Source organism: Flavobacterium sp. (assembly GCF_040382755.1).
Classification (GTDB): Bacteria; Bacteroidota; Bacteroidia; order Flavobacteriales; family Flavobacteriaceae; genus Flavobacterium.
Genome location: NZ_JBEIET010000074.1, coordinates 1 through 10,117, shown reverse-complemented (window position 1 = coordinate 10,117; position 10,117 = coordinate 1). Strand labels below are relative to the sequence as shown.

At 33.6% G+C, this 10,117-nt stretch carries 9 protein-coding genes; 4 read left to right on the top strand and 5 right to left on the bottom strand.

Annotation, left to right across the window (positions count from 1 at the left end):
* The 4 genes from ABWO04_RS07715 to ABWO04_RS07700 all read left to right on the top strand — a co-directional run.
* The coding region (locus ABWO04_RS07715; protein WP_353078832.1) for a hypothetical protein at positions 1 to 189 on the top strand (189 nt) is incomplete at its 5' end.
* A 10-nt stretch (positions 190 to 199) separates the two neighbouring features.
* Positions 200 to 1,792 carry a RagB/SusD family nutrient uptake outer membrane protein gene (locus tag ABWO04_RS07710; protein WP_353078830.1) on the top strand — a complete coding sequence of 531 codons (1,593 nt, stop codon included), beginning with the start codon at positions 200 to 202 and terminating at the stop codon, positions 1,790 to 1,792.
* A 20-nt stretch (positions 1,793 to 1,812) separates the two neighbouring features.
* Complete coding sequence (locus tag ABWO04_RS07705) at positions 1,813 to 2,946, top strand: SusE domain-containing protein (RefSeq protein WP_353078828.1); 1,134 nt, start codon at positions 1,813 to 1,815, stop codon at positions 2,944 to 2,946.
* A 115-nt stretch (positions 2,947 to 3,061) separates the two neighbouring features.
* Positions 3,062 to 5,953: an alpha-amylase family glycosyl hydrolase gene (locus ABWO04_RS07700; RefSeq protein WP_353078826.1), complete on the top strand. Its 2,892-nt coding sequence runs from the start codon at positions 3,062 to 3,064 to the stop codon at positions 5,951 to 5,953.
* 61 nt (positions 5,954 to 6,014) lie between these two features.
* Here ABWO04_RS07700 and ABWO04_RS07695 read toward each other — a convergent pair whose 3' ends face one another.
* The 5 genes from ABWO04_RS07695 to ABWO04_RS07675 form a co-directional block, all read right to left on the bottom strand.
* Positions 6,015 to 6,791 carry a DUF3050 domain-containing protein gene (locus tag ABWO04_RS07695; RefSeq protein ID WP_353078824.1) on the bottom strand — a complete coding sequence of 259 codons (777 nt, stop codon included), beginning with the start codon at positions 6,789 to 6,791 and terminating at the stop codon, positions 6,015 to 6,017.
* A 114-nt stretch (positions 6,792 to 6,905) separates the two neighbouring features.
* Positions 6,906 to 8,084: an acyl-CoA dehydrogenase family protein gene (locus ABWO04_RS07690; RefSeq protein WP_353078822.1), complete on the bottom strand. Its 1,179-nt coding sequence runs from the start codon at positions 8,082 to 8,084 to the stop codon at positions 6,906 to 6,908.
* Positions 8,085 to 8,158: 74 nt separating this feature from the next.
* On the bottom strand, positions 8,159 to 8,863 hold the full coding sequence (locus tag ABWO04_RS07685; protein ID WP_353078821.1) for a tRNA1(Val) (adenine(37)-N6)-methyltransferase: 705 nt from the start codon (positions 8,861 to 8,863) through the stop codon (positions 8,159 to 8,161).
* A gap of 61 nt (positions 8,864 to 8,924) precedes the next feature.
* Positions 8,925 to 9,452, bottom strand: a complete 528-nt coding sequence (gene rimM / locus ABWO04_RS07680; protein WP_353078819.1) for a ribosome maturation factor RimM — start codon at positions 9,450 to 9,452, stop codon at positions 8,925 to 8,927.
* Positions 9,453 to 9,467: 15 nt separating this feature from the next.
* Complete coding sequence (locus ABWO04_RS07675) at positions 9,468 to 10,100, bottom strand: 30S ribosomal protein S16 (RefSeq protein ID WP_353078834.1); 633 nt, start codon at positions 10,098 to 10,100, stop codon at positions 9,468 to 9,470.
* Positions 10,101 to 10,117 lie beyond the last annotated feature (17 nt).

Below are 10,117 nucleotides of genomic sequence, written 5' to 3'. Positions count from 1 at the left end.
ATTACATTAGGATATACATTCCCTAATTGGTTAGAAGGAAAAGCTTCAGTAAGATTAAGCGCAGGCGTTCAAAATGCGTTTGTAATTACTAAATATTCAGGATTAGATCCAGAGGTATTTAGCGGAATTGATAACACAATTTATCCAAGACAAAGACAATTTTTGTTTGGAGTAAACATGAAATTTTAAAAATTGAATTATGAAAAAGATAAAATTTAATTTATTAGTTGTCATTGGTTCTTTTGCGTTATTTACATCTTGTACAGATGATTTAAATATAACGCCAGAAGATGATGATGTATTTTTAACAGAAGCATATTTTAACTCTCCTGCATCCTACAAAACAGGATTAGGTGGTGTATATGCCAACTTATCGTTAACCGGATTAACTGGTGCTGGGTCGTCTAATATTCAAGGATTAGATGCCGGAACAAGTCAATTTGGACGTTGTTTATGGAATCTACAAAATTTAACTACAGATGAAGTAATTTGGAGTTATGAAAATGACCCAGGATTAGCAGAATTACAAAGAAATACTTGGACTACTAGTAATCCAATTATTTTAGGTATGTTCTCTAGAACTATGGCTCAGGTGGCTTTTTGTAATGAATATTTAAGACAAACAAGTCCAGCAAAATTAAGCGCAAGAGGCGTAACAAATCCTGCATTATTGGCAGATATTTCTTTATACAGAGAAGAAGCAAGAGCTTTAAGAGCGTATGCGTATTATAACTTAATGGATTTATTTGGTAAAGCACCGTTTAATACAGAAAATGAAGCGGTAGGTGTAGCAGGTCCTGAATACAGTAGACAACAATTGTTTAACTTTATTGAAACAGAAATGTTAGCTGTTGCTCAAACATTAAAAGCACCAAGAACAAATGAATACGGAAGAGTAGATAAAGCATTCGCATGGATGGTTTTAGCTAAAATGTATTTAAATGCTGAAGTATATATTGGACAAAACAAATATGACCAATGTGTAACGATGTGTAATAATGTAATAGGTGGTGGTTATACGTTAGAAGCAAACTACTTACACAACTTTACTGCTGACAATCATACTTCAACTGAAATGATTTTCACGTTACAGTCTGATGGAATAGTTACTCAAAATTACGGGCCTACAACAGTTATTCTTAACGGTCAAGTTGGTTCTGTAGAAAACAACGGATCAACATTTGGTGTTGGTGGCTGGGGAGGCGCACTACGTTTAAGAAAACAATTTGTTCAAAAATTTGCAGGTAGTACTTTCTCAACCGATGAAAGAAATACTATCATTTCAGGTTCTAGACCAATTGAAATTACAAACATTGCACTTCAAGGTCAAGGATTTGTATTAGGTAAATTTTCAAATAAAACGTCTACAGGTGTAGCAGGTGCTAATCAGACTTTTGTGGATACTGATTTCCCTCTATTCAGATTAAGTGATGTGTATTTAATGTATGCTGAATGTGCTAAAAGAGGTGCTGCAAACGCAACAATGACTCAAGCAGTTACTTATGTAAACAATTTAAGAGAAAGAGCAAACAACAGTACAGCAAATAATATTAGTCAAACTGACTTGACTCTAGATTTTATTTTAGATGAGCGCTCAAGAGAATTACATTGGGAAGGACACAGAAGACAGGATTTAATTCGTTTCAATAAATATGTTGGCGGAAGTTATAACTGGACTTGGAAAGGAAATAGTTCAAGCGGAGTAGCTATTTCTAATCACTTCAAAGTGTTCCCTATTCCATCAACTAGTTTAGCATCAAATCCTAATTTAACACAAAACACAGGTTATTAATCAATATAAATTTAATAGTTATGAAAAATATTTTTAAATCAATTTTAACAGTCGCTTTATTTGCTGGATTATCTTCTTGTGAAGAAGAAAGCAACTTGGCTTACATACAGCCAGCAGCAAATGCATCATTTCAAATCATTACACCAACAACTGGTGAAGGTGCCATTTTAAGTGCTACCGCTTTAAATAATCCTGCAATTTCATTAACATGGGATCAAGCGCAATATACTACACCAGCAAGTGTAACATATACTGTTCAATTAGCACCAAATGGTTCTGATTTTTCAAATGCACAAGATTTATCAACGACTACAAATAGAAATGTAACAATTACAGCTGGTCAATTAAATGTTCCTGCATTAACTGCAGGCGCTGTGCCGTTTGTTTCTACTCCATTAGATTTCAGAATTAAAGCTACAGTAGCAGGGCAATTACCATTATATTCTAATGTAATTACCTATAATGTAACTGCTTTTGGTTGTTTAGGTCAATTTGCTGTTGGAGCTGGAATACCTTCTGCTGGGTGGGGATGGAATACACCTGCAAATTTAATTTGCGATAATAACGTATTAACTATGAGAGTTGGATTAATTAATGATACATTCCGTTTCTTTACTCAAAGTGGTAACTGGGGTTCTGGAAGAAATTATCCATACTACAGTGGCTTAGGATACAAAATTGTGAGTGTATTAGTAAATGCTAATGACGGCGATAGTAACTTCAGATTTACAGGAACTCCTGGTACTTATAGAGTAAAAATTGATGAAAATACTAAAACTATTGGTATTGCAAAAAGTACAGTTACAACTGGTATTGAACCAAGTTCATTCTGGTTAGTTGGAGCTGCAACTCCAGGTGGATGGTCATGGACTGGAAATAACGAAACTGAATTACCAGTTGTATCTAATAATATTTACGAAGTACCAGTTAGATTAACCAATAATGATACTTTTAGAGTTTGGGAAGCTAATGATGGTGGAGACAGCTGGGGAAGTACAAATAGAAATTTCCCTTGGTATGTTTCTAATGGATACACCATTGACTCAGAATTAATTAATGCAGCAGATGGCGATAGTAATTTTAGATATACAGGTCCTACAGGAGTAAGATTGGTAAAAATTAATACTACTACTAAAGTTATATCTGTAGATTAATTTTAATAATACAAAGAAAATGAGCTATATGAACTTCATATAGCTCATTTTTAATTTAAAAAAATCGAATATATTTATCATTAAACATTTAATAATCGTTAGAAAAAAATTACAAATGAAAAAAATTACAAGTATACTACTGCTGTTGTTTGCTCCATTCTTATTTGCACAACTACAAACGATTACGTATTCGATAACCCCGACAACATTTGAAGACAATCAATCTATAACCATAACCATTAATGGAAATTCAGTAAATGAATCTGCCTGGGCGTCTGGGAATAATTTATATTTATGGGCTTGGTCGTTTGATATCAATGATAGCAATATTTTAGATTGTCCAACTAATGGAACCTGGACAGATTCAAATGAAACAAATAAATTAGTCTATAATTCAGGAACAGACACCTACACCTATACACTTACGCCAAATGCATTTTATAACCGATTTACAGGAATTGGAAAAATTGGTTTTCTAGTTAAGGCAAAAAACGGAACTGGGGATAAAAAATCTCAAGATATAACATCAGAAGTTGGTGCATTTAATTTTAATATAGCAACTCCTTTAAATTTAAATACCATATTAAATTCTGGTGGGAGCATATTTATTTCGGCAAATCATACCAACGGAGCAGCAAATTATGTATTAAAAGCAAATGGAACAACTATTAATACTTTAAATGCCGCAGCAACAAGCTACAGCTATACTGCATCAAATATTACAACAAACACAAATTTTACTTTAGAAGTTACACAAGGAACTATTACATTAACTAAATCGTTTAGTGTGATTGTGGCACCTTCTGTAGTTCCTTCAGCTTTATTACCAACAGGATTAGAAATTGGTATAAATTATAATAGTACAGACGCTACAAAAGCCACATTGGTTTTAGAAGCGCCAGGAAAAGATTTTATATATGTTGCAGGAAGTTTCAACAATTGGGTACCTAATGCTACGCACTTAATGAAAAAAAATACAACAGGGAGTAAATTTTGGTTAGAATTAACCGGACTTACACCAGGTCAAGTATATACGTATCAATATTGGGTAGTAGACCAAACTCCAACAACTAATTCACCAAATTTAGTAAAAACTGCAGATCCTTGTTCCACTTTGGTATTATCACCTTATGATGATCAATGGATACCTGCATCAACATATCCAAACTTGCCAGCTTATCCAGTAGGTCAAGAAAGGGAAGTAACCGTGCTTCAAACAGGCAAAATACCTTATAATTGGCAAAATACAAACTTTACAAAACCAAATAAAGACAAATTAATTATTTATGAAGTGCTTGTAAGAGATTTTGACTCAGATAGTAATTATCAGGATCTAATTGATAAAATTGATTATTTTAAAAACTTAGGAATCAATGCTATCGAATTAATGCCTAATATGGAATTTGAAGGAAATGAAAGTTGGGGATATAACACTTCATTTCATATGGCTTTAGATAAATTTTATGGGACTGAAAATAAATTCAAAGAATTTGTAGATATATGCCACCAAAACGGAATTGCTGTAATTCTAGACATCGCCTTCAATCATGCCTTTGGAAGAAATCCTCTAATAAGAATGTGGATGAATGACACTAATTCTGGTGTACAAGATGGCTGGGGACCACCAAACACGGATAACCCTTATTTTAACACCGTTGCACTGCATAGTTATAGTGTTGGAGAAGATTTTAATCATACCAGTACTTTTACACGTGAATACGTAAATAGAACGCTTAAACATTGGATAACAGAATTTAAAATTGATGGCTTCCGTTGGGATTTAACCAAAGGGTTTACTCAAAATTGTTCAAGTACTAATGAATCGTGTACTAATGGTTATCAAACAGATCGCGTAGAAGTATTAAAATTATATGCTGATTATTCTTGGGCTTTAGATCCAAATCATTATGTTATTTTTGAACATTTAGGTTCAGATTTTGAAGAACAACAATGGGCAAATTACAGATTATCTGAAGGTAAAGGAATTATGATGTGGGGTGAAATGTTTACCCAATACAAAGAGCTTGCAATGGGGTATTCTAATACCACTGGGAACATTAATAGAATGGGTCACGTGAGTAGAGGATTTTCAGGTAAACGTTTAATAGGTTACCCTGAAAGTCATGACAAAGACCGATTAATGTACGAAGCAAAAACATATGGAAATAATTCTGGTACAAGTCCAGTCTTTAATAACGAAACCAATACAATAAATAGAATGTCTGCATTAGGCGCAATAAGCATGCTGATTCCTGGTCCAAAAATGATTTGGCATTTTCAAGAATTAGGAATGGACGATTCTATTTATACTTGTGAAAATGGTTCTGTTAACAGCGAAACTGATGCTACACCAGGAAATTGTAAATTAGATATTAAGCCACAACCACAATGGGTAGAAAACTGGTTAACAACAACCCCAAGAAGTGCTATTTATTCCAATTATGTTAAATTTACTAAACTAAAAAAAGGAGAAGCCGCTTTTAGTGGAGAGTATGCAATTGCTCCAGATGGGTCTGATAACTTAAAGCAAAGAATTTATATTTATGATAATGCTTTGCCTGCAACGCAATTAAAAAATGTAGTTATTTTAGCAAATTTGTACACAAGTAACCAAAATATAGTTGCCGATTTTCCATACACCGGAACGTGGTATAATTTGATGGATACTACCACAACAAATGTAACTGCAACTAACATGCAAATTACATTAGGTCCAGGCGAATTTAGAATTTTTGGTAATCAACTTTCTACCGCATTATCTAATGAAAGTTTTGAAGCAATTTCTAAAGTAGAACTATACCCAAATCCAAGTACGAATGCATTTCAAATTTCTGTAGATGCGAAAAAAGTTGAAATTTATTCGCTAACCGGACAATTAATTCAAACCGAAAATAATTGTGTTGCAAACAAAGAAATAAATATTTCTAACTTAGCTAAAGGAATTTACATTGTAAAAATTACCAATTCTGATGCGATTTCAATTAGTAAGAAATTAATAAAAGAATAAGAAATAAGTGTATAAATAAAAAGGGGTCTAAATTTAGACCCCTTTTTTTATTCTGTATAAATTAAACCAATTCAGTAACAACTAAACGTTCAATAGCGTTCCACAAACCTATTCGTTTTTGAAGTGATTCTTGTGCAACTTGTTCAACATCTTGCCATTTTTTGATGTCATCACCGCATAAGTAATCAATCATTTTCATAGCCATTGGTCCGTGTTCATCTGCATCCAACTCAATGTGCCTTTCAAAGTAATAAATTAATTTAGACACATTTGTTTCTGGAAAGTTTTTCTGGAAACTTTTAACAATTTCAGTAAACATATTCGGAATTAAATCTTCGCGACCAAATGTAAATGCCGATGCAATTTTATGTGGTTGTCCAGTTTCAATAACGATAAATGAAAAGTTTAAAAAGTCTTTAACTTCGTCAGGTAAATTAGCATTTTTTATCGCAACAAAAACGTTTTTCGTACTCGCCACTTTTTCTAAAAAATCTAAAACGGGTTGAGTAGTGGCGCCACATTCTTTCATAGCATCTAAATACATTTCAAAATGACTTTGACGTGAACCGTCTAACGCCAAATCTGATTCTTCTGCTACCACAATTTCATTAATCAGATAGCGCAACTCTGGATTTGGTGAAGCCGTCCATGGTATAGAAACCGAAGTTAAATGAATTTGTAACCCTTTTAACAACGACATAAAATCCCAAACCGCATAGACGTGATGCGTTAAAAAAACATGTAAATCCTCAATAGTATGAATTTTAGCATACAAAGGATGATTTAACAACTCTTGTCTTAACGGTTCAATTTTGGTTTTTATCGAATTTGTATTCATTTTAAAAATGTTATAATTTTAAGTGTATTTCTTTCGGATACAAAAGTAAAAATGCTTCTCCAAATAGAGAAGCATTTTATATCAATTTTATTTATTGTTTAATCTAAAAATGCCTTATTTAAATGCTGGAAAACCAGTAACATCCATTCCTGTAATCAATAAATGTATGTCGTGTGTACCTTCATATGTTACAACCGACTCCAAATTCATCATATGACGCATAATAGAATATTCTCCAGTAATTCCCATTCCTCCTAACATTTGACGTGCATCACGAGCAATCGTTAAAGCCATATCCACGTTGTTTCTTTTCGCCATAGAAATTTGAGCAGTTGTTGCTCTTCCTTCATTTCTTAAAACGCCTAATCGCCAAGTTAATAATTGTGCTTTAGTGATTTCGGTAATCATTTCAGCTAGTTTCTTTTGTTGCAATTGTGTTGCACCAATAGGTTTGTCAAACTGAATACGTTCTTTTGAATAACGTAAAGCAGTATCATAACAATCCATAGCAGCTCCAATAGCGCCCCAAGCAATTCCATAACGTGCTGAATCTAAACAGCCTAGCGGTGCTCCTAATCCAGATTTGTTTGGCAACAAGTTTTCTTTCGGAACTTTTACGTTGTCAAAAATAAGTTCGCCAGTAGCAGAAGCTCTTAACGACCATTTATTATGTGTTTCTGGTGTTGAAAAACCTTCCATTCCACGTTCTACAATTAATCCGTGAATTCTACCTTCTTCATTTTTCGCCCAAACTACTGCAATATCAGCAAAAGGGGCATTTGAAATCCACATTTTAGCACCATTTAAAAGATAATGATCACCCATATCTTTGAAATTAGTTACCATTCCACCTGGATTTGAACCATAATCAGGTTCTGTTAAACCAAAACATCCAATGAATTCTCCAGTTGCTAATTTTGGTAAATATTTCATGCGTTGTTCTTCATTTCCATATTTCCAAATTGGATACATTACCAGTGAAGATTGAACAGAAGAAGTCGAACGTACACCCGAATCTCCTCTTTCAATTTCTTGCATGATTAACCCGTACGAAATTTGGTCTAATCCAGCACCGCCATATTCAACAGGAATATAAGGACCAAAACCTCCAATTTCACCCAAACCTTTTACGATTTGTTTCGGAAATTCTGCTCTTTGTGCATATTCTTCAATGATAGGAGAAACTTCTTTTTTAACCCAAGCACGTGCAGCATCACGCACCATTTTATGTTCGTCAGATAATAATTCGTCTAATAAATAATAATCTGGCGATTGAAATAAGTCTGGTTTCATAATTGTCGTTTTGAAAGTAACAAAAGTAAGTAAAGATTTTTAACAAATCAATGAACGAATGTTATAATTTAAAATTACATCTTTAAATAGAAATCCTTCGTCATATCGATATATTCAGGGGTGTATTGATGACGCGAAATTTCAATAGTGAGTTCATCTATTATAGGGGTTTGTTCTATCCGAGAAAAAGCCAATAAACTTCTTTTAATTTCGGAGGTTGGTGTTCCTTTTACTCGTGTAATTTTGAATGGGAATAAATCCAATTCTTTACACATTGAAACAAATTTTTCTTCCTCTTTAAAAGGAATAATCACAGAAAATATTCCGTTATCAGAAAGTAATAAAGCTGCTGCTTCAATTAATTCATCAAAAGGCATTGCGTCTTGAAATCGTGCCAAGTCACGTTGCGAATTATCTGTTTTAAAATCTTCAGCATAAAAAGGCGGATTGGAAATGATTAAATCGTATTCGTCTTCAGGTTCGTCCACAAATTCATCTAATCCTGCGTGAAAACAGAATAATTTATCGCTCCAAGCTGAAGTTTCAAAATTTTCAACACATTGTTCGTATGCTTCTTCGTCAATTTCGATAGCGTCAATTTGTTCAGCGTTGCTTCTTTGCGCTAACATTAAAGACAAAATTCCAGTGCCAGCACCAATATCTAATATGTTATAAGGATTATTAATTATCGGAGTCCAAGCACCAAGCAAAACACCATCTGTGCCAATTTTCATAGCGCATTGGTCTTGATTAACGGAAAATTTTTTGAATTTGAACAAAATGAATAAAGTTAGAATTTAATCAACTTAAAAAATTGTAAACTGAGACTGCGACTGTAAACTATTGTAAATATAAATCAACCAATCCTTCCGGAGTTTCTAAAGTAATGGTTTTGTTTTCTCTGTCAAGAGCAATAATGAAATCATCAATTAGCGGAATTAAAATTTCTATTCCGTTTTTGTCAATTTCAAAAAGGGGTTGCGCACCACTATCATTAATGGCTGCAATTTTTCCAATGTTACCATGTTTAGTATCTATCACATCAAATCCTATTACTTCGTGAAAGTAGAATTGGGTGCCTTCTAATTTGGGTAATATAGAAAGTGGAAGGTAGATTTCGCTGCCCATAATTTCGTCAGCATCTTCTTCATTTTGAATATCTTCAAAACGAACGCGTAGAAATTTTTCTTTATGAAGCGAACTACTTTCAATAAAAAATGGAACCAGTGTTTTGTTGAGTTCAACAAATACTGATTCCAAATTTTGATACAATTGGGGTTCGTCGGTATCTAAATACGCTAATACTTCCCCTTTGAAACTAAATTTTTTTGCGATTTTACCTAAATAGAAACAATCTTCTTTACGCATGGAATCGCTGTATGATTAAGCTTCTGTTTCTTCGTTGCTTTCTTCAGCTGCTGGATCTTCTTCAGCTACTGCTTCAACTTCAGGAGTTTCTTCAACTGCTACAGTTTCTTCAGCTACTGCTTCAACTGCTGGAGCTTCTTCAGCCACTACAGTTTCTTCAACCGCTGGAGCTTCTTCCGCTACTTCTTCAACTTTCGCTGCTTCAGCTTGAGCTGCAATACGTTTTGCGTTAGCTTCTTTTTCAGCTTTTAAAGCTTTAGCTTTAGCTGCTTCATCCGCTTTAGATAATCCTGCTTTTTTCGCATCAACTTTATTTGCTTTTTCATCTAACCAAGCTGCTAATTTAGCATCTGCTTGTTCTTGAGTTAAAGCACCTTTACGAACTCCTCCATCTAAATGGTGTTTTAATAAAGCACCTTTGTAAGATAAAATTGCTCTTGCCGTATCGGTTGGTTGAGCTCCATTGTGTAACCATTGAACAGCACTTTCTAAGTTCAAATCAATAGTTGCTGGATTAGTGTTTGGATTGTAAGTTCCGATTTTTTCTAAGAATTTACCATCTCTTTTTGATCTTGCATCTGCTGCAACAACCCAATAAAAAGGTTTCCCTTTTTTTCCGTGTCTTTGTAATCTAATTTTTACTGACATAATCTTGTGATTAATTT